The organism is Streptomyces sp. NPDC046712, from assembly GCF_040645695.1.
In the GTDB taxonomy this organism is placed as follows: Bacteria; Actinomycetota; Actinomycetes; order Streptomycetales; family Streptomycetaceae; genus Streptomyces.
On the sequence record NZ_JBEYYW010000035.1, the window covers coordinates 48,583 to 64,855 of the forward strand.

Sequence of the window (16,273 nt, forward strand, 5' to 3'; positions counted from 1 at the left end):
GCTGGCACGGCTCGTGCCCCGGCGGGACGCTGGAGGTATGAGCGAGATACCTCGGGGCAGGTCCGAGACCCACGACGGCAATCTGCATCACCTGCGGTACGTGATCGATCTGCCGCACCCGATGATCCGGGTGTGGGCGGCCGTCGCGACGCCGGAGGGCCTGCCGCAGTGGCTCTGCGAGGCGGATCCGCTGGAGCCGAGGCTCGGCGGAGCGGTGACGCTGCGCTGGCTGAACGGAGACACGGTGGTCTCGGGGCAGGTGACGGCCTGGGACCCGGAGTTCGTGGCCGAGTACACGGTCGGCCCGCCGCACGGCCGGATCAGGTTCCATCTGGAACCGTCCGGAGGCGGCGGGTCGACCGTGCTGCGTTTCACGAACGAGTTCCGTGGGACGCCGGAGGAGAAGCTGGACTTCCTCGCGGGGTGGCACGACCACTTCGAGCGCCTGGACGAGGCGCTGGAGGGGCGGCCCACGGACTGGCGGACCTGGACCCCGGATCGCCGGCAGCATCTGCGGGACCTGTACGCGAGGGACGAGGCGCGCTGGCCGAAGTGGGAGCCGTAGGGGCTGTCCGGCGGGTCAGGGCCGGACAGGCCCTAGGGGCTAGCCCCTCCTCGGTGGCAGGCAGTCCTGCGTCGGGGGCCTGCCCTCCGGCCAGGCGATCTGGACGAACCTCTGCGAGCCGTCCTGGGCCAGTTCCACGATCGGGACCGCCTTGTTGAAGGGGTTGCCGAAGTTGTCCAGGCAGATCCAGCCGCTCGCGCCGTCGACCCGCAGCGAGCCCTTCACCTGCGGCCACTGCGTGACCACGTCCGCCAGTTCCGGGTACTGGGCGCCCTGCGGGGTCGCCTGGCGGATCGCGTGGACCGCCGTCGCCATCGCGTCGTACGCCACGATCGCCTGGCCGTCCGCCAGCGCGACCGGCTTCTTCGACGCCCGGGCGATGTCCGCCAGGAACGTGTCGTACGCGGCCGTCGAACCGCCCGTCGCCGGTACAGGCCGGCCCGGCGCGGGCTTCCAGGCGTCCGGGTGGGCCAGCGAGGCGTAGCGGACGGTCAGCTTCGCCTTCAGAGCGGCCCGGTTGAGCTTGCTGTCCGCTCCCAGGTACGAGCCCTCGTCACCGGTCAGGATGGTGAACGCCCGCTCGGCGCAGCCGCGTGCGCCCAGCGCGTTGATGAACTGCCGCAACTGGGTGTGCCGGCCGGCGAAGAACACCGTCTCCGCCCTCGTGTCGCAGATCAGATGGGTGATCTGGCGGAATGTGTTCGCCGTCGTGCCCTCCTCCGTCGGGTCGGCGGGCGAGGTGAACAGCTGCGGCTCGTACGGGGCGCCTTTGAGCGAGGCCGCGAACGCCGACTTCAGCGTGTCCGTGTAGTGGTCGCCGGTCCGGGTGTCCTGGACCAGCAGCGCCTTCGACGCCTCGACCTTCCCGAAGTGGGCCAGTGCCTTGGCCTCGTCGCCGTTGGTGGGGGAGACGCGGGCGAGGCCGGGATAGCGGTTGTTGCCCGCGCCGGGGCCGTTGGCGATGTCGTCGGCGGTGATGGTGGTGCCGACGACGGCGACGCCGGCACCGGTCAGGGCCGCCACCGCCTGCCGTATCTCGGTCGAGGAGGTGGCCACCCCGGAGACCGCCCGCAGCCGGTCGTCCCCGCCCGTCATCGTCTTCAGCCGGTCCACCGTCGCACGCCACTGCGCGTTGCCCTTGCCGGTGTTGGCGAGGACGAGCCGGATCTTCGGGGTCTCGCTGTTGGAGTCGTGGTTGGCGCGGTACTGCCGGGCGAACGCGCCCTGCACCTCGTGCAGGACCTTCACCTGCATCCCGGCGTCCGGCGAGGTCAGCGGCAGCAGCAGGGCGACCGTCGCGTACTCGCCCGGCTTCAGGGCGCGGTTCTCCTCGCGGATCAGCCCGGCCACCTCGGTCAGGGACGAGACGCCGAAGTCGTAGCCGTCGCCGTTGACGCCGATGCACTCCGTACTGCCCGGGGGCCGCTCCACCCCCGCGGCGCAGGAACGGTCCTCCGGGGTCGTGGCGCGGTCCACCGCGAGGCCGACCGCGGAGAGGAGGACGGTCAGCGTCACCACCGCCGTGAGGATCTTCTGACGGGGGGTGTGCCACAGGCGGAAGCGCAGCCGGTCGAACATGGTCCTCAGACTCCGTCCTCGCGCGCCGGCGGCAGCGAGAGCTCCCGCCAGGCGCGGATGTCCGTCGGCCAATGGGTGGCCGCGTCCCACAGCGGTCTGTTGCCCGTCAGATGGCGGCCGGACAGCTGGCGCAGCTCGAACGCCAGCTTCTCGGTCACCTCGCCGTCGGGCAGGGCGAGCGGGTCGGTCAGCAGCCAGACCGCGTGCAGCAACCTCCGTAGACGCAGGTGGAGTTCGGTGGTGTCGGCGTCGAGACCGGCGGGCATCAGGTCGGGCGGCCGCTGCCCGAGCGCGACGGCCCGGCGGGGGTCGGGGCCCGTCCGGTCCCGGGTGCGCGGGTAGGGGGCGGAGGCGATGAACCGCAGCCGGCCGAGCCAGTCCTCGATGTCCGGGCGGGGGAACGTGACCCGCAGATGAGTCACGGCCTGCTGGGTCCGGCCGAGGGCGAGTTCGTGGTGCAGCCGGTAGGGGAGCCCGCCCTCCTGGTCGTAGTGCCGGTGCAGGGTCTCGTGGACGGCCCGCCAGGTCGCGTACTCCTCGCCGTCCTCGAACCGCAGCCGGTGCAGCAGCAGGGCGCGCAGCAGCGGATCGGCGACGAAGTGCTCCGGGCTCTCGGGCCAGCCCTCGGCACGCAACCGGTCGCGGACCTCCAGCGCCATGTCCCCGTCCGGGGACTCTCCGGGCAGCCGCGTGTGGGCGAGGAGCCGGGCGGAGGTCTCGTCGTGGGCCGCGGCGAGGACCGCGAGCCGGCCGTGGTGCTCCCCGGGCAGCAGCTCGCCGAGCAGTGTCGGCGCGACCGGCACCGGCGGGGCGTCCTCGCGCAGCTCCACCGTCAGGTCGAGCAGCGCGCCCGGGGTGAGGCCGGGGCGGAGCTCCGCGGGGGCCTCGCCCGCGGTGCGGCCGAGCAGGGTCACCCCAAGCGGGCGCCCGCCGCTGAGCCGGTGGACGCCGCGGGCCAGGTCGGCAGGGGTCCGGCCGACCGGGTCGTGGCGGTCGAAGGCCGACTGGGCGTGCGTGGGGGAGAGCGGGGTGAGTTCGACGGCGAGGATGCCGGAGGTGACGTCCGTGCCGCGCGGGCAGGGGGCCAGGCGGGCGGTCTCGGGCAGCCGCAGCCGGGTCGCGCGGCGCATGCCCTCGAGGTCGCGGACCCGGGAGGAGGCGAAGACCACGATCCGGTCGCGGCGCCCGGCGGCACGGTCCCGCAGGATCGGTTCGATCAGCCGACGGCCCAGCGGTTCATGGGCGTTGTCGAGGAGGAGGACGGGCCGGCCGCTGCGGGCGCCGGCCCGCAGCAGACCGGTGAAGGCCCGGTACAGGTCCTCGACGAGCGCGCCGACCAGGAAGCTCTCGGCCTCCTGACGGCGCCGACCGCCCTGCTCGAAGTCGTTGGCGAGGTACTGGAGGCCGATCTTGCCCCGGCCGCCGGCGTTCCGGTAGTTCCCGTACCAGTTCTCCGATCTGCGCTGGCTGCGGCCGAACACCTCCTCCAGGACGGTCTCCACGGTCGCCTCGGCGAGCAGCCCGGCCATCGGCGCGGTGGCCTCGGCGAAGTTGGCGGCCAGCTTGCTGAGGACCTTGGTGACCCAGGTGGCGCCGGCCCCCTTCGCCGCGTCGACGGTCGCGAGGACCGGCCCGAGCCGCTGCAGATCGCGCCGGGCCCGTTCCTCGTCCTCCCGCGACCAGCTGGTGGAGGCGACGGCGACCAGACCGAGCGACAGCCGCGGGAACTCGACCGCCGCGCTGGCGAAGCCGCGCGGGGCGAGCTGTCCGGCGAGCTCGGCGAGCGCCCCGGTGAGCGGGGTCCAGCCGGGCCCGTGATCGGCGGGCGGCTCGATGTGCGCGCAGTCCAGGAGAGCGAGCGGAGTGGCCCCCTTGTAGGCGTTGCGCAACTGCTTGAGCAGGGCCGTCTTGCCCATGCCCCGCCCGCCGGTGAAGACGGTGACCGGCGGGTCGTCGCCGTGCTCGTACGCGGTGCGGGCGAAGCGGTACGGGGTCAGCCCGGTGAGCCGGGCGGCGAGTCCGGAATCCTGGAAGACCGCCTCGCGGCCGTACAGCTCTCTGTCCACGCGCCGTCACCCCCGTCACAGTCAACTCCAGGATATCGACGGCATGTTGGGAAAGCGGCAGGCTTTTCGACTCTGTTGTGCGGGTGTTGTCACCCTGTGGCGATTGCGTCGAGTTGGGCGCGCAGATAGGTGTGGGACTCGATGCCGTGGATCGTCGTCCCGGGATCGCACTCGTAGAAGTACACCAGCGACATCAGCTCCTCGGCGGGCGCGTCGGCCGGCGGCGGCAGCACCCGGTGGCGCCCGGACCGCCACCGCCCACCCGTCCAACCCGCCATCAGATCACCGATGTTGACGGTGAACGCCGCGGGGTCGTACGGAGCGTCCTGCCAGCCCCCGGAGTCGGTGAAGACCTGCAGCCCGCCCTTCCCCGCCTCCCGGTCGAGGACGGTGACGGTGCCGAAGTCCGTGTGCGGACCGATGCGGAACTGGCCCGGCTCCGGCTCCCCGGTCCGCTCCCGCCCCGGATACCAGTTGATGTTGAAGCCGAACGTGGGGTGCCCGGTGTGCCGGGTGAAGAAGTCCCGCTCCTCGCCGAGCGCCTCACCGAGCAGATCCAGGACCCGGTCCGACAGGGCCTGCATCTGCGCCAGATACGTCTCCACCAGCGGCTTCAGCTCCGGCACCTCGGCGGGCCAGGTGTTCGGCAGAAACCACTCGGCGTCCACGGCCGCGTCCCCGGTCGGCTCCTCCGCCGCGAAGGAGAGCGACTCCTTCAGGTCGGGCGGGGTCACCGTGCCCTCCGCGTACCCGTTCGCCTCCGCGCCGGGCCCGAGCCAGCCGCGCCCGCCGACGCGCACCGCGTACGGCTCCTTGACGGCGGGCGGGAGGTGGAAGAAGGCGCGGGCCGTCTCGCGGATGGCCGCGCGCAGGCCGGGGTCGATCCCGTGCCCGGTGACCAGCAGGAAGCCGGCCTCCCGCAGGGCACGGTCGACGGCGGGCAGCTGCCCGGCCGGATCGCGGGTCAGATCGATCGTCGGAAGACTCGCCTCACTCATCTCCGATGTCCTCGTTCCACAGAGCCGGATGATTGTCGATGAACTCCCGCATCAGGGCGGTGCATACGGGATCGTCGAGTACCAGGACCTCGACCCCGTGCTCGGCGAGCCAGTCGTGGCCGCCGTGGAAGGTCTCCGCCTCCCCGACGACCAGCCGCGAGATCCCGAACTGCCGCACAAGTCCGGAGCAGTACCAGCAGGGGGAGAGGGTCGTCACCATCGTCGTCCCCCGGTACGAACGCTGCCGGCCGGCCGCCCGGAAGGCGGCGGTCTCCGCGTGCGTCGACGGGTCCCCGTCCTGCACGCGCCGGTTGTGCCCGCGCCCGAGCAGCGACCCGTCGGCCCCGTACAGCGCGGCCCCGATCGGAATCCCGCCCTCGGCGAGCCCGGCCCGGGCCTCGGCGAGCGCGGTGGCGAGCCACTGACGTGCCTGGTCCTGGTCCATGCCGGGACTCTTCCCCGAACCGGGCCCGACACGTCATCGGCTCCGCCGATGGGGGCCATCGGCAGGACGCCCCACTGGCTCGTGGACCGGCCCCGGGCCCTCTCCGTAGCGTCGCAGACATGAGAAACGAGCGCGGAACGCAGACCAGGGGAACCGTCGAACTGACCCTCGCCATGGTGCTCTCCGGCACCCTCGGCATCTTCGTCGTGGAGTCCGGGGCATCGCCCTTCAACGTGGTGTTCTTCCGGTGCCTCTTCGGGGCCGCCGCCCTCGGTGCGTACAGCCTGGCCCGCGGCTACTTCACCGGGCACGGCCTCACGCCGAAGAAGCTCGGACTCGCCGCGCTCGGCGGGGTGTTCATCGTCTTCAACTGGGTCTTCCTCTTCGAGGCGTACGAGGCCACCTCGATCTCCTTCGCCACCGTCGTCTACCACACGCAGCCGTTCTTCCTGGTGGTCCTCGGCGCGGTGCTGTTCCGCGAGCGGATCACGGCCGCGAAGTTCGGCTGGCTCGGCGTCGCCTTCCTCGGGCTGGTCCTCGTCTCCGGCATCCGGCCGGGGGACACCGCCTCCCTCAAGGGCCTCGGACTCGCGCTCGCCGCCGCCGTCCTCTACGCGCTGTCGACCATCGTCACCAAGCGGATCACCGGCGTACGGCCCCATCTGATCGCCCTCGTACAGGTCCTGGTCGGCCTCCCGCTGCTGCTGCCCTTCGCCGACTTCGGCGCGGCCTCCCGGCTCGGCGCCGGGTGGGGCTGGCTCGCCGGCCTCGGGCTGATCCACACCGGGCTGATGTACGTGCTGATGTACGCGGCCTACCAGAAGCTGCCCACCGCGAAGATCGCCGTGCTCGCCTTCACCTACCCGGCCGTCGCGATGGTCGCCGACTGGGCGGTGTACGGGCACCACATCGGCCTCGTCCAGGCGCTCGGCGTCCCGCTGATCGTCCTGGCCAGCCTGAAGGTCACCCTGTCGGGCTCTGCTCCCGCACGAGCCGTCGCGTCTGCTCCACGAACAGCCGCACATGCGCCGGAAGCCGCTTCCCCCGCCGCCACGCGATCTGCGTGAAGAGCGTGAACGGCGGACGCCAGTCCAGCTCCGCCAGTGCCCCGGACGCCAGCTCCTCGGAGACGGTGATCCGGGGCACCAGGGCGATGCCCAGGCCGCCGGCCACGCCCCGCTTGGTCGCCTCGATGGTGCCGAACTCCATGAACGGCGGGGACCACCGGCTCAGCGACTCCTCGAACAGGTCGCGGTACGGACAGCCGGGTTCCGTCCCCACGAGCTGCGCCGCCGCCAGGTCCGCCGCCGTCAGCTCCGTACGGCCTGCCAGCGGATGCCGCGGCGAGGCCACCAGGACCAGCGGCTCCTCGGCGAGGACCTCGCTCTCCAGGCCCTCGTGCTCGGTGTCGGGCTCCATCAGGAAGCCGACGTCGTACGTCCCCTGGCGCAGCGCCTGCCGGGTCTCGTCGCCGAGCGTGGGGCGCAGCGACAGCTGGACCTTCGGGTAGCGGTGGTGGAACAGCTCGAGAAGCGGCGGCAGCCGGTAGGAGGTCAGCGACTCCATCGTGCCCACCGCGATCGTCCCGGCCGGCTCCTCGGACTCCACGACCGCGGCCCGCGCCTCCTCCGACAGCTCGATGATCCGGCGGGCGTACGGCAGGAGCCGCTCACCGGCCTCGGTGAGCCGGATACGGCTGCCGAGGCGCTCGAACAGCTCGACGCCGAGCGAGGACTCCAGGGCGCGGATCTGGCTGGTCACGCTGGACTGGGCGTACCGCAGTTCGGCGGCGGCGCGGGTGAAGGAGAGGACGGTGGCGACCTTCTCGAAGGTGACCAGGAGCCGCAGCTCCATCAGCTGTCGCTGTCCTTGGCGTCGTCGCCCTGCTCGCGCTTCCTCAGCTCCTCCTCGCGGCGGCGCAGGTCCGCCTCCCAGTCCTTGAGGACGGCCTCGTCCTTCTTGTTCTCGTCCTTGAGGGACTTCAGGAAGTCGGGGTTGTCATCGGGGGCGACCCACTCGTGGCGGTGGTTGCGGTGCCACTCGGAGGGCGTACGGCCGCCGACGGGGGGCTTGCGCATCTTGCCGGCGGCGAACCAGACGATCGGGCCGACGATCCAGAACAGCAGGATGATGATGACCCAGACGACCTTGGGCAGGTGCTTGGCCTCGTCCTCGGGGGTGTTGAGGCAGTCGATGAACGCGTAGATCGTCAGCGCCAGCGGCAGGATGTACATCAGCGCCCTGAGCATGTGGGACAGCCCCCTGGAAGCAATGGCAGGGCTCGTTTCGGCGGCCCCGGTGACAGGTCAAGCCTAGCCGGTGACCGATACTTGCCCCTATGGCTTACGACGATCTCCGCTCGCTGCTCAGGGCACTGGAGCGCGAAGGCGACCTCAAGCGCATCAAGGCCGAAGTCGATCCCTACCTGGAGGTCGGGGAGATCGTCGACCGGGTGAACAAGGCGGGAGGCCCGGCGCTCCTCTTCGAGAACGTCAAGGGCTCCGCCATGCCGCTCGCGATGAACGTCTTCGGGACGGACCGCCGGCTGCTCAAGGCGCTGGGCCTGAAGTCGTACGAGGAGATCAGCGAGAAGATCGGCGGGCTGCTCAAGCCGGAGCTGCCGCACGGCTTCGTCGGGGTCCGCGAGGCGTTCGGCAAGCTGGGATCGATGGTCCATGTGCCGCCGAAGAAGGTGAAGGAGGCCCCGGTGCAGGAGGTCGTCCTCACCGGGGACGACGTCGACCTCGACCTGCTCCCCGCGCTGTTCACCTGGCCCAAGGACGGCGGGTCCTTCTTCAACCTGGGTCTGACGCACACCAAGCACCCGGAGACGGGCGTCCGCAACCTCGGGCTCTACCGGCTGCAGCGTCACGACAAGCGCACCATCGGCATGCACTGGCAGATCCACAAGGACAGTCGCAACCACTACGCGGTGGCCGCGGAGCGCGGTGAGCGGCTGCCGGTCGCGATCGCGTTCGGCTGTCCGCCGGCGGTGACGTACGCGTCGACGGCGCCGCTGCCCGGCGACATCGACGAGTACCTGTTCGCCGGCTTCGTGCAGGGCAAGCGGATCGAGATGGTCGACTGCAAGACCGTCCCGCTGCAGGTCCCGGCGAACGCCGAGGTCGTCGTCGAGGGCTGGCTGGAGCCGGGCGAGATGCTCCCGGAGGGCCCGTTCGGCGACCACACCGGCTTCTACACGCCGCAGGAGCCGTTCCCGGCGCTGAAGATCGACTGCATCACCATGCGGAAGCGTCCGCTGCTCCAGTCGATCGTGGTCGGCCGGCCGCCGACGGAGGACGGGCCGCTGGGGCGCGCCACCGAGCGCTTCTTCCTCCCCCTGCTCAAGATCATCGTGCCGGACATCGTGGACTACCACCTGCCCGAGTCGGGCGGCTTCCACAACTGCGCGATCGTCTCGATCGACAAGAAGTACCCGAAGCACGCGCAGAAGGTCATGCACGCCATCTGGGGCGCGCACATGATGTCGCTGACCAAGCTGATCATCGTGGTCGACAAGGACTGCGACGTGCACGATCTGCACGAAGTGTCCTGGCGGGCCCTCGGCAACACGGACTACGCCCGCGACCTCACCGTCGTCGAGGGCCCGGTGGACCACCTGGACCACGCCTCGTACCAGCAGTTCTGGGGCGGCAAGGCGGGCATCGACGCCACGAAGAAGCTCCCCGAGGAGGGCTACACCCGGGACGGCGGCTGGCCGGACATGGTGGAGTCGGACCCGGCGACGGCGGCCCTGGTGGACCGCCGTTGGAAGGAGTACGGCCTGTGACCACCGCCGCCGTACCCGGCGCGCAGCCGGGCCGTACGAAGGCGTTCCTGCGGCTGGTGATGATCGAGCATTCGGTCTTCGCGCTGCCGTTCGCGTACATCGCCTCGCTGACCGCGATGTTCCAGCTGGACCGGAACATCCACTGGGCCAAGCTGCTCCTCGTCACCATCTGCATGGTGGGCCTGCGGACCTTCGCGATGGCCTGCAACCGGATCATCGACCGCGAGATCGACGCCCGTAACCCGCGCACCGCGGGCCGCGAGCTGGTGACCGGCGCCGTGTCGGTGCGGTCGGCGTGGACGGGCGCGGGGATCGCGGTCGTCGTCTTCCTCGGGGCCGCGGCCCTGCTGAACCCGCTGTGCCTGGCGCTCGCGCCGCTCGCCGTGGTCCCGATGGTGGTCTACCCGTACGGCAAGCGGTTCACGAACTTCCCGCACGCGATCCTGGGCCTCGCCCAGGCCATAGGGCCCGTGGGGGCCTGGCTCGCGGTGACCGGGGCGTGGTCCTGGGACGCGGTGATCCTCGGGCTCGCGGTCGGCGTCTGGATCGGCGGCTTCGACCTGATCTTCGCCTGCCAGGACGTCCAGGCGGACCGCGCCCACGGCGTGATGTCGGTCCCGGCTCGCTTCGGCGTCCCCGCGGCGCTGTGGGGCGCGCGGGGCTCGGCGGTCGTGACGACGGGTCTGCTGGTCTGGTACGCGCTGGCGACCGACGTGGGGCTGTTCTTCTGGATCGGCCTGGTGATCGTGGTGGCGGCGTTCTGCTACGAGCACACGATCGTGAAGCCGCACGACCTGTCCCGGCTGAACCGGGCGTTCTTCACCACGAACGGCTTCATCGGCATCTCCCTGTTCCTCTGCGCGCTGCTCGACCTGCTGGTGCGCGGCCTGACGGTGTGACGGCCGGCCGCGCGGTGCTCATGGGGTGAGGGCGGCGCGGCGCCGGGCCGGCCGGAAGAGGAACGCCGCGCCCACGCCGGCCACCAGGCCGACGAGGTGGCCCTGCCAGCTGACCGTGGTGTTGGCGGGGGAGATGCCGACCAGGATGGAGCCGCCCCAGAGGGCGGCGATGATCAGGCCCACGGCGATGCCGAGGGCCTTGCGCTCCACGAAGCCGCGGACCACGAGGTAGCCGAAGAGGCCGAAGACCAGCCCGGACGCGCCCGCGGTGATCGAGTTCGACGGCGAGATCAGCCAGACGCCGATGCCGTCGGCGACGATGATCAGCGCGCAGACGGCGAGGAAGCGGCGGATGCCGCCGAGGGCCGCGACGAAGCCGAAGATCAGCAGCGGGACGCTGTTGGAGGCGACGTGTCCGAAACCGAAGTGCAGGAACGGCGCCGCGAGGATTCCGCCGAGGCTGTCCGCGTCGCGGGCGACGATGCCGTACGCGTCGAGCGCGTGGCCGGTGGCGAGGTCGACGACTTCGAGGACCCAGAGCAGGGCCACCCAGCCCGCCATGAGCTGTATCGCCGCCTTCGCCCGGTCGGACGTACGCCACTGTGGTGTTTCGAGCCCTGTCATGACCATCCCCCTGCGCTCTTCCGTCCTGTGCAGGGGAGAACGTACGGGACCCCGTGCGGAGTTCTCGTCCCGGGCCTCCGGATAGGCTCGTCGGCGTGGAGCCGGTAGAGAAGCAGCAGCGTCGTCCCTGGGTGGTCGGGGTGTCCGGGGCGTCAGGAACCCCGTACGCGGCCGCCGTCCTGAGGGGGCTGCTGGCAGCGGGGGAGAGCGTCGATCTGGTCGTCTCGCGGGCGTCGCGACTGACGCTGCTCGACGAGACGGGGATCGCCTTCCGGGACGCGCACTGGCGCGAGGACCTGGCGGAGTGGCTGGCGCGGGGCGCCGACGGGAAGCCGGGGACGTTCACTCCCGACATCGACGACGTGCGGTACTGGAGCGCCGGGGATCTGGCCGCGGGGCCGAGCAGTGGCTCGTACCCGGTGAAGGGGATGCTGATCGTTCCCGCGTCGACCGCCTCGGTGGCGGGTGTGGCGCTGGGGCTTTCGAAGGACCTGCTGCAGCGGGCGGCGAGCGTGATGCTCAAGGAGCGGCGGCCGCTGGTGGTCGCGGTGCGGGAGACCCCGCTGAGCGGTCAGACGCTGAAGCATCTGGTGGCGCTGGACGAGGCGGGCGCCGTGGTGCTGCCCGCCTCTCCGGCGTTCTACGCGGGGGCGACGCACATCCAGGATCTGGTGGACTTCGTCGCCGGGCGGGTGCTCGACGCGGCAGGGGTGCCGCACCGGCTGTACCGCCGTTGGGAGGGAGAGCTCGGTGGAGCTGCCTCCCGGGGGGATTAGCGCTTCTTGGCGGCGCGCTTCTTGGCGGCGCGCTTCGAGGCGGACGGCTGGTGGGCACGCGAGCGGTTGGCCAGGTCCTGCAGCTCGCGCATACGGGCGTAGGCCATCTCGATCGTGTACACGGTGAACACCACTCCTGAAAGATCGTCTTTGATCAACTGAAAGATTCGCAGGGTGTTGGCCCTGCATGCCTTAGATTCTATACCTATACTCGCGGTATCGCTGGACAATGGAAGGCTTCATACCTATGGACGCCGTGGACAGGCAGCTCATCCAGGCTCTGCGCGAGAACGGCAGGGCTTCGTACGCCGAACTCGGCCGGCTCGTCGGGCTCTCCGGCCCCTCCGTCACCGACCGCATCAACCGTCTCGAGGCGGCCGGCGTCATCACCGGCTACCGCGCGACCGTCGACGCCGCCTCGCTCGGCCTGGGCGTCACCGCCCTCATCGGCATCTCCCTCTCCGACGCGGCCGACCACGAGGACGTGGCGCGCCGGCTGAAGGACCTCGCCGAGATCGAGGACTGCTGGTTCATCGCGGGCGACGACTCGTTCATGCTCAAGGTCCGCGCGAACGACGTCGACGGCCTGGAGAAGACGATCCGCCGGCTGTCCGGCACCAAGGGCGTCTCCCGTACCCGTACCACGATCGTGCTCTCCACCAAGTGGGAGAACCGGGTCGGAGATCTGCCCGAGGAGGGCTGAGAGTACGGTGGGTGGAGCCTGATTGCAGAAGAGAGTGGGAGGCGGCCGTATGGACGCGGGGCTCAAGCGTGAGCTGGAGCAGAAGGTCCGTTCCGGAGAGCGGCTGAGCCGCGAGGACGGTATCGCTCTGTACGAGTCCGACGACCTGGCCTGGCTCGGCGGCCTGGCCCACGAGGTCCGGACCCGCAAGAACGGTGACGTCGTCCACTTCAACGTCAACCGCCACCTCAACATGACGAACGTGTGCACCGCGTCCTGCGCGTACTGCTCGTTCCAGCGCAAGCCGGGCGAGAAGGACGCGTACACGATGCGCATCGAGGAGGCCGTCCGCCTCGCCAAGGCGATGGAGGGCGAGAACCTCACCGAGCTGCACATCGTCAACGGGCTCCACCCCAACCTGCCCTGGCGCTACTACCCGCGCTCGCTCTCCGAGCTGAAGAAGGCGCTGCCGAACGTCTCCCTGAAGGCGTTCACCGCCACCGAGATCCACCACTTCGAGACGATCTCGGGCATGTCGGCCTCCGACATCCTCGACGAGCTGATCGAGGCCGGCCTGGAGTCCCTGACCGGCGGCGGCGCGGAGATCTTCGACTGGGAGGTCCGCCAGCACATCGTGGACCACCGCACCCACTGGGAGGACTGGTCCCGGATCCACCGCCTGGCGCACGAGAAGGGCCTCAAGACCCCCTCGACGATGCTGTACGGGCACATCGAGGAGCCCCGGCACCGCGTCGACCACGTGCTGCGACTGCGCGAACTCCAGGACGAGACCGGCGGCTTCCAGGTCTTCATCCCGCTGCGCTACCAGCACGACTTCGTGGACATGCAGGACGGCAAGGTCCGCAACAAGCTCCAGGCACGCACCACGATGGCGACCGGCGCCGAGGCGCTGAAGACCTTCGCGGTCTCCCGGCTCCTCTTCGACAACGTGCCGCACGTCAAGGTCTTCTGGGTCATGCACGGCGTCCAGACCGCCCAGCTGGCACTCCAGCACGGCGCGGACGACATGGACGGCTCGGTCGTCGAGTACAAGATCACGCACGACGCCGACAATTACGGCACGCCCAACAAGCTCACCCGTGACGACCTGCTCGAACTGATCCGGGACGCCGGCTTCCGCCCGGTCGAGCGCAACACCCGCTACGAGATCATCCGCGAGTACCCGGGACCGGACGCGGACCGCCGCGAGTCGCCCCAGCCGATGCGGGTCTGACGCCGATGGCCCTGCGCTTCGAGCTCGACCCGCCGATATCCCCGGCCCTGCGCGACGGCATCCTGCGCCTGTGGGCCGACGTCTCCAACGCGGGCGGCGCCGTCGGCTTCGTGCCGCCGGTGACCGCCGAGGAGATCCGGCCCGAACTGGTCAAGCACCTCGTGGCGATGACCGAGGGCCGGATGCGCCTCGTCGTCGGGTACGAGGAGGACGGCACCGTCGCCGCGACCACCTTCGTCGCGTACAACACACACCGGCTCATGAAGCACTGGGTGTGGCTGTACACCGTGATGGTCCACCCCTCCCACCAGGGCAAGGGGTACGGGCGTGACCTCATGGCCGCCGTCGAGGACGCGGTCCGCGGCTTCGACGGGATCGACGCGATCCGGCTCACCTGCCGGGGCGGCACCGGCGTCGACCGCTTCTACGCCTCCTGCGGCTACAAGGAGGTCGGACGGGTGCCCGGCGCGATCAGAGTGGCCGAGGGCGACGACCGGGACGACATCTTCATGCTGCTCCCGCTGCATTGATCCACATCGAACCATGCTTCACTGGACGGGCAATCGAGAGAAAGGGGCCGTCGTGGCCGCGAACGGGACGGGCGCTGCGACCCTCCGCTACACCCTCATGCGACTCGGCGTCTTCGCCGGCTGCTTCTTCGCGTTGTGGGGACTCGTCTACGTCGGCGTGCTGCCGCGCGGCCTCGGCGACTCCAACCTGCTCTGGGTGCTGCTGCTCGCCATCGTGATCTCCGCGCCCCTCAGCTTCGTGCTGCTGCGCGGGCAGCGGGACGCCATGTCCGAGCAGATCGTGGCCAAGGTGGACCGGGTGAAGGGTCGCCTGGAGGCCGACAGGGCCCGCGAAGACGCGTAGGGAAACCGTGTAAGAACCACGTAAGGTTCATCACAGCTCGGCGCGACTCAGCACAGACACACACCCCGATCGGGAGCTTCGAAGGCTCCTGACCGGGGTGTTCTGCGTTTCGGAGGCGCCAGCTGGTTCTCACTACCTCAAAGAAGGGCTTTGAGGTTCTCAAAGTTCAAGTGTTAACGTGTTCGCCATGACGACAGCTGTGCGCCCCACCGATGCCGCGAGCATTCCGCTCGTGGCGCGCCTGCATGTCGATCTCTGCCGCTGTATGTCCGCGGTCTGTTGCCGCGAGCTCTGACCCCGGCATCATGCAGCGGTACGCCTGAGCGCGTGTGTACCGCACCCCCGTCCCCGTATTCCCCGATACGCACCTGTGGAGTGTGTCTGTGTCCGCGTCCGCGTCCGCGCCCGAGACGAAGTCCCCGTCCCGCATACCCAAGGTCCCCTTCTGGGCCCAGATAGTCGCCGGCCTCGTGCTCGGTGTCCTGCTCGGCTGGCTCGCCCGCAGCCAGGACGTCAGCTGGCTCAAGGAGACGCTCGGCCAGGTCGGCGACATCTTCGTCCAGCTTCTGAAGCTGGCCGTCGCCCCGCTCGTCTTCTTCGCGATCCTGGTGTCGATCACCAACCTTCGCAAGGTCAACAACGCGGCCCGGCTGGCCGCGCAGACGCTGGTCTGGTTCATGATCACGTCGCTGATCGCGGTCGCCATCGGCCTCGCGATCGGCCTGATCACCAACCCCGGCGCCGGCACCGGCCTCACCCCGCAGGACGGCAAGCTGCCGAAGCGCGAGGGCACGTGGATCGACTTCCTGACCGGGATCATCCCCTCGGACGTCATCACGCCGTTCACCGAGCTGAACGTCCTGCAGATCGTCTTCATGGCCGCCGTCGCCGGTGTCGCCGCACTGAAGCTCGGCGACCGCGCCAAGCCGATCCTCGCGCTCTCCGAGTCGGTCCTCGAGCTGCTGCAGAAGGCCCTGTGGTGGGTCATCCGCCTCGCCCCCATCGGCACCGTCGGCCTCATCGGCTTCGCCATCGCCGACTACGGCTGGGAGCTGATCGGCAAGTACGCGACCTTCACCGCCGACGTCTACATCGGCTCGGCCCTGGTGATGTTCGGCGTCTACCCGCTGCTGCTCGCGACGGTCGCCAAGGTCAACCCGCTGCAGTTCTTCAAGGGCGCCTGGCCGGCCATCCAGCTGGCCTTCGTCTCCCGCTCCTCGGTCGGCACCATGCCGGTCACCCAGAAGGTCACCGAGCGCCTCGGCGTTCCGAAGGAGTACGCCTCCTTCGCCGTCCCGTTCGGCGCGACGACGAAGATGGACGGCTGCGCCGCGATCTACCCGGCGCTCGCCGCGATCTTCATCGCGCAGATCTTCGACGTCCAGCTGGGCATCCAGGACTACCTGCTGATCGCCTTCGTCTCGGTCGTCGGCTCCGCGGCCACGGCCGGCCTGACGGGCGCGACGGTCATGCTGACGCTGACCCTCTCCACCCTGGGCCTCCCGCTGGAGGGCGTGGGCCTGCTGATGGCGATCGACCCGATCCTCGACATGATGCGCACGGCCACGAACGTCGCCGGCCAGGCGCTGATCCCGGTCGTCGTCGCGGCCCGCGAGAAGATCCTGGACGTCGACGCGTACAACTCCGCCTCCTCGTCGCCGGTCGACGAGCGCGAGCCGCTGGCCGTCGCCGCCTAGCTCCACGTGCGCACATGATGCCCATGTCCCCGGTTCGGGGGCATGG

General features: G+C 70.3%; 18 protein-coding genes. 10 read left to right on the forward strand and 8 right to left on the reverse strand.

The window, feature by feature from the left end:
• The first annotated feature begins 37 nt into the window (after positions 1 to 37).
• A complete protein-coding gene (locus ABZ939_RS32655; protein WP_361863372.1) occupies positions 38 to 565 on the forward strand; it encodes an SRPBCC domain-containing protein in 528 nt (175 codons plus the stop codon).
• A 39-nt stretch (positions 566 to 604) separates the two neighbouring features.
• Here the strand turns inward: ABZ939_RS32655 and ABZ939_RS32660 are convergent, their stop codons facing one another.
• From ABZ939_RS32660 to ABZ939_RS32675, 4 genes are all read right to left on the reverse strand, one after another.
• Positions 605 to 2,143, reverse strand: a complete 1,539-nt coding sequence (locus ABZ939_RS32660) for a hypothetical protein (protein ID WP_361863375.1) — start codon at positions 2,141 to 2,143, stop codon at positions 605 to 607.
• A gap of 5 nt (positions 2,144 to 2,148) precedes the next feature.
• Positions 2,149 to 4,209: a hypothetical protein gene (locus ABZ939_RS32665; protein ID WP_361863378.1), complete on the reverse strand. Its 2,061-nt coding sequence runs from the start codon at positions 4,207 to 4,209 to the stop codon at positions 2,149 to 2,151.
• Positions 4,210 to 4,298: 89 nt separating this feature from the next.
• The gene (locus tag ABZ939_RS32670) at positions 4,299 to 5,207 is read right to left on the reverse strand and encodes a 2-oxoglutarate and iron-dependent oxygenase domain-containing protein (RefSeq protein ID WP_361863380.1); all 909 of its coding nucleotides are present in this window, start codon (positions 5,205 to 5,207) and stop codon (positions 4,299 to 4,301) included.
• Positions 5,200 to 5,652 (reverse strand): nucleoside deaminase, encoded by a 453-nt coding sequence (locus ABZ939_RS32675; RefSeq protein WP_361863383.1) that lies wholly within the window; start codon positions 5,650 to 5,652, stop codon positions 5,200 to 5,202. Before ABZ939_RS32675 ends, ABZ939_RS32670 begins: the two co-directional genes overlap by 8 nt.
• A 119-nt stretch (positions 5,653 to 5,771) precedes the next feature.
• Between ABZ939_RS32675 and ABZ939_RS32680 the strand changes: the two genes are divergently transcribed.
• Positions 5,772 to 6,719 (forward strand): DMT family transporter, encoded by a 948-nt coding sequence (locus tag ABZ939_RS32680; protein WP_361863385.1) that lies wholly within the window; start codon positions 5,772 to 5,774, stop codon positions 6,717 to 6,719.
• On the opposite strand, the gene ABZ939_RS32685 is transcribed toward ABZ939_RS32680, so the two are convergent.
• Together ABZ939_RS32685 and ABZ939_RS32690 are read right to left on the reverse strand one after the other, a co-directional pair.
• Positions 6,616 to 7,506, reverse strand: coding sequence for a LysR family transcriptional regulator (locus ABZ939_RS32685; RefSeq protein WP_361863387.1), 891 nt, complete (start codon positions 7,504 to 7,506; stop codon positions 6,616 to 6,618). The two genes, ABZ939_RS32680 and ABZ939_RS32685, sit on opposite strands and share 104 nt — an antisense overlap.
• Positions 7,506 to 7,901 (reverse strand): PLD nuclease N-terminal domain-containing protein, encoded by a 396-nt coding sequence (locus ABZ939_RS32690; RefSeq protein ID WP_361863390.1) that lies wholly within the window; start codon positions 7,899 to 7,901, stop codon positions 7,506 to 7,508. The genes ABZ939_RS32685 and ABZ939_RS32690 overlap by 1 nt, the downstream gene beginning before the upstream one ends.
• 89 nt (positions 7,902 to 7,990) lie before the next feature.
• Here ABZ939_RS32690 and ABZ939_RS32695 point away from each other — a divergent pair, with 89 nt between their 5' ends.
• Together ABZ939_RS32695 and mqnP are read left to right on the forward strand one after the other, a co-directional pair.
• Positions 7,991 to 9,442: a menaquinone biosynthesis decarboxylase gene (locus tag ABZ939_RS32695; protein ID WP_361863392.1), complete on the forward strand. Its 1,452-nt coding sequence runs from the start codon at positions 7,991 to 7,993 to the stop codon at positions 9,440 to 9,442.
• On the forward strand, positions 9,439 to 10,341 hold the full coding sequence (gene mqnP / locus ABZ939_RS32700) for a menaquinone biosynthesis prenyltransferase MqnP (RefSeq protein WP_361863395.1): 903 nt from the start codon (positions 9,439 to 9,441) through the stop codon (positions 10,339 to 10,341). The genes ABZ939_RS32695 and mqnP overlap by 4 nt, the downstream gene beginning before the upstream one ends.
• An 18-nt stretch (positions 10,342 to 10,359) precedes the next feature.
• Here mqnP and ABZ939_RS32705 read toward each other — a convergent pair whose 3' ends face one another.
• Positions 10,360 to 10,965: a rhomboid family intramembrane serine protease gene (locus ABZ939_RS32705; protein ID WP_361863398.1), complete on the reverse strand. Its 606-nt coding sequence runs from the start codon at positions 10,963 to 10,965 to the stop codon at positions 10,360 to 10,362.
• Positions 10,966 to 11,060: 95 nt separating this feature from the next.
• Here ABZ939_RS32705 and ABZ939_RS32710 point away from each other — a divergent pair, with 95 nt between their 5' ends.
• The gene (locus tag ABZ939_RS32710) at positions 11,061 to 11,741 is read left to right on the forward strand and encodes a UbiX family flavin prenyltransferase (protein ID WP_361863401.1); all 681 of its coding nucleotides are present in this window, start codon (positions 11,061 to 11,063) and stop codon (positions 11,739 to 11,741) included.
• Here the strand turns inward: ABZ939_RS32710 and ABZ939_RS32715 are convergent.
• The gene (locus tag ABZ939_RS32715) at positions 11,738 to 11,875 is read right to left on the reverse strand and encodes a hypothetical protein (protein ID WP_361863404.1); all 138 of its coding nucleotides are present in this window, start codon (positions 11,873 to 11,875) and stop codon (positions 11,738 to 11,740) included. The two genes, ABZ939_RS32710 and ABZ939_RS32715, sit on opposite strands and share 4 nt — an antisense overlap.
• 113 nt (positions 11,876 to 11,988) lie before the next feature.
• Here ABZ939_RS32715 and ABZ939_RS32720 point away from each other — a divergent pair, with 113 nt between their 5' ends.
• The 5 genes from ABZ939_RS32720 to ABZ939_RS32740 all read left to right on the forward strand — a co-directional run bounded on the left by ABZ939_RS32720 (position 11,989) and on the right by ABZ939_RS32740 (position 16,227).
• Positions 11,989 to 12,444: an Lrp/AsnC family transcriptional regulator gene (locus ABZ939_RS32720; RefSeq protein WP_031013392.1), complete on the forward strand. Its 456-nt coding sequence runs from the start codon at positions 11,989 to 11,991 to the stop codon at positions 12,442 to 12,444.
• A 49-nt stretch (positions 12,445 to 12,493) separates the two neighbouring features.
• Positions 12,494 to 13,657, forward strand: coding sequence for an aminofutalosine synthase MqnE (gene mqnE / locus ABZ939_RS32725; RefSeq protein ID WP_361863407.1), 1,164 nt, complete (start codon positions 12,494 to 12,496; stop codon positions 13,655 to 13,657).
• A 5-nt stretch (positions 13,658 to 13,662) separates the two neighbouring features.
• Entirely contained in the window at positions 13,663 to 14,187 is a 525-nt protein-coding gene (locus tag ABZ939_RS32730) for a GNAT family N-acetyltransferase (RefSeq protein ID WP_361863410.1), read from the forward strand.
• Between the two features lie 13 nt (positions 14,188 to 14,200).
• Complete coding sequence (locus ABZ939_RS32735) at positions 14,201 to 14,530, forward strand: DUF4229 domain-containing protein (protein ID WP_361863413.1); 330 nt, start codon at positions 14,201 to 14,203, stop codon at positions 14,528 to 14,530.
• A 383-nt stretch (positions 14,531 to 14,913) separates the two neighbouring features.
• Positions 14,914 to 16,227 carry a dicarboxylate/amino acid:cation symporter gene (locus tag ABZ939_RS32740; RefSeq protein WP_361863416.1) on the forward strand — a complete coding sequence of 438 codons (1,314 nt, stop codon included), beginning with the start codon at positions 14,914 to 14,916 and terminating at the stop codon, positions 16,225 to 16,227.
• Positions 16,228 to 16,273: the final 46 nt, after the last annotated feature.

Excerpts from the sequence above, each read along its gene's own strand:
- ABZ939_RS32655 (WP_361863372.1), top strand. The coding sequence starts at position 38 with ATGAGCGAGATACCTCGGGGCAGGTCCGAGACCCACGACGGCAATCTG.
- ABZ939_RS32660 (WP_361863375.1), bottom strand. The coding sequence starts at position 2,143 with ATGTTCGACCGGCTGCGCTTCCGCCTGTGGCACACCCCCCGTCAGAAG.
- ABZ939_RS32670 (WP_361863380.1), bottom strand. The coding sequence starts at position 5,207 with ATGAGTGAGGCGAGTCTTCCGACGATCGATCTGACCCGCGATCCGGCC.
- ABZ939_RS32675 (WP_361863383.1), bottom strand. The coding sequence starts at position 5,652 with ATGGACCAGGACCAGGCACGTCAGTGGCTCGCCACCGCGCTCGCCGAG.
- ABZ939_RS32680 (WP_361863385.1), top strand. The coding sequence starts at position 5,772 with ATGAGAAACGAGCGCGGAACGCAGACCAGGGGAACCGTCGAACTGACC.
- ABZ939_RS32685 (WP_361863387.1), bottom strand. The coding sequence starts at position 7,506 with ATGGAGCTGCGGCTCCTGGTCACCTTCGAGAAGGTCGCCACCGTCCTC.
- ABZ939_RS32690 (WP_361863390.1), bottom strand. The coding sequence starts at position 7,901 with ATGCTCAGGGCGCTGATGTACATCCTGCCGCTGGCGCTGACGATCTAC.
- ABZ939_RS32695 (WP_361863392.1), top strand. The coding sequence starts at position 7,991 with ATGGCTTACGACGATCTCCGCTCGCTGCTCAGGGCACTGGAGCGCGAA.
- ABZ939_RS32705 (WP_361863398.1), bottom strand. The coding sequence starts at position 10,965 with ATGACAGGGCTCGAAACACCACAGTGGCGTACGTCCGACCGGGCGAAG.
- ABZ939_RS32720 (WP_031013392.1), top strand. The coding sequence starts at position 11,989 with ATGGACGCCGTGGACAGGCAGCTCATCCAGGCTCTGCGCGAGAACGGC.
- mqnE (WP_361863407.1), top strand. The coding sequence starts at position 12,494 with ATGGACGCGGGGCTCAAGCGTGAGCTGGAGCAGAAGGTCCGTTCCGGA.
- ABZ939_RS32730 (WP_361863410.1), top strand. The coding sequence starts at position 13,663 with ATGGCCCTGCGCTTCGAGCTCGACCCGCCGATATCCCCGGCCCTGCGC.
- ABZ939_RS32735 (WP_361863413.1), top strand. The coding sequence starts at position 14,201 with ATGCTTCACTGGACGGGCAATCGAGAGAAAGGGGCCGTCGTGGCCGCG.